The sequence below is a fragment of the Mesorhizobium sp. M7A.F.Ca.ET.027.02.1.1 genome, from assembly GCF_004022985.1.
Classification (GTDB): domain Bacteria; phylum Pseudomonadota; class Alphaproteobacteria; order Rhizobiales; family Rhizobiaceae; genus Mesorhizobium.
Genome location: NZ_RZOL01000697.1, coordinates 1 through 1714, shown reverse-complemented (window position 1 = coordinate 1714; position 1714 = coordinate 1). Strand labels below are relative to the sequence as shown.

Genomic DNA, 1714 nt, shown 5'->3' with positions numbered 1-1714 from the left:
TGCGCGCACAGCGCATTGGCGATGTCGATGTCGAAGCCTTCGACCTTGCCGTCAGCCGTAATGGTGTTGAACGGTGGATAGGCGCCCTCCGTGCCGATCTTGATTTTCTCCTGCGCCTGCGAAAGCGAGCCGGCCGCCATCACCAGCATGGCAGCGCCTGCTGCCGATATGATCCATTTTGAAATCTGCATTTTCTTGGTTCCCCTTGAACGCCGGCATCTTGACGACCAGCAAGGCAGCCAAGCATGGCGCGCCGGTACAGGCAAGTATTTTGCCTTGGGGCAATGAGGTCAGCGCGCGGCGCGGAAATGCTTGGACAGCTTCAGGCCCTGCGCCTGATAGTTGGAGCCGAGATCGGTGCCATAGAGGGCCTGCGGCCGCTTCAGCATATGCTCGTAGACCAGCCGGCCGACGATCTGGCCATGGTCGAGAATGAACGGCACTTCATGGCTGCGCACTTCCAGCACCGCCCGGCTGCCCGTGCCGCCAGACGCGGAGTGGCCGAAGCCCGGATCGAAGAAGCCGGCATAATGGACGCGGAATTCGCCGACCAGCGGATCGAAGGGCGTCATCTCGGCGGCGTAGAGCGGCGGCACGTGCACCGCCTCCTGGCTGACGAGGATGTAGAACTCGTCGGGATCGAGCACCAGTTCGCCGGCGCCGCTCTTGTGGATCGGCTCCCAGAAGTCGACGACTTCCTGCGCGGCGCGCTTGTCGACATCGACGAGGCCGGTGTGATGCTTGCCGCGGTAGCCGACCAGGCCGTTCTGATCGCCGTTGAGGTCAATCGACAGCGCGATGCCGCCGCCGGAAATGTTCGGCGGCTCGGTAGCGACCAGCATCTGCGCGCGATGCAGGGCGTGCAGCTCGGCTTCCGAGAGCAGCGCATTGCCGGTGCGGAAGCGGATCTGCGACAGGCGCGAGCCGGTGCGCACGACGATCGGGAAGGTGCGGGGGCTGACTTCCAGAAAGAGCGGGCCATGATAGCCGGCAGCGATCTTGTCGAACTCGTGGCCGCGATCGGTCATGACGCGGGTGAAGATGTCGAGCCGCCCGGTCGAGCTCTTCGGATTGGCCGAGGCCGAAATGTCCGCCGGCAGCGCCAGGCTTTCAAGCAAGGGCACGATATAGACGCAGCCGGTCTCCAGCACCGCGCCCTCGGCAAGATTGATCTCGTGCAGCTGCAGCCGGTCGAGCTTTTCCGAGACCTTGTGGTCGGGGCCGGGCAGGAACGAGGCCCGCACCCGCCAGGCCTTGTCGCCGAGCCTGAGATCGAGGCTGGCCGGCTGGATCTGGTCGGCGTCGAGCGCACGCGCCGCCTTCAGCGCGCCGGACTGGAACAGCGCCGATATGTCCTCATCGGGAAGAATGCCTGTCTGCCGCAAGGCTCCACTCCTAGGTCAGACGTTTTTCTTGTCGCAGGTTCTGGTCGCAAAACCGTGGAACACTTTTGCGGAACCTGCTTGGTACAAACCTCTTAATGAAGCCGGCAATTGACGCAAGCGCGGTGCGGGTCTAAAGGGTCGTTATCCCGTGGTGATTTGGCCGGTCGGCTTGCAGCCACGTTAAACAAGTCGCTAAAGGACCGTCGGGCCGCAAGGCCGTATGGACCGGTTGCGACTTTCGCGGCCGGTTTTTTTGTGTCTGGAAGAAAAGCGATGAGCACCAAGAAGCGCAACTGGAAGCCTCAGACGGCACTCGTGCACAGCGGAAC

General features: G+C 63.0%; 2 protein-coding genes and 1 riboswitch. Both genes read right to left on the bottom strand.

The window, feature by feature from the left end:
* A partial coding sequence (locus tag EN749_RS35220; RefSeq protein ID WP_128364895.1) for a transporter substrate-binding domain-containing protein occupies nucleotides 1–191 on the bottom strand: 191 nt, incomplete at its 3' end.
* Nucleotides 192–290: 99 nt separating this feature from the next.
* Entirely contained in the window at nucleotides 291–1385 is a 1095-nt protein-coding gene (locus tag EN749_RS35215; protein WP_128364894.1) for a 2'-deoxycytidine 5'-triphosphate deaminase, read from the bottom strand.
* Nucleotides 1386–1523: 138 nt separating this feature from the next.
* Nucleotides 1524–1601, top strand: a riboswitch (SAM riboswitch).
* The last annotated feature ends 113 nt before the right edge of the window (nucleotides 1602–1714 follow it).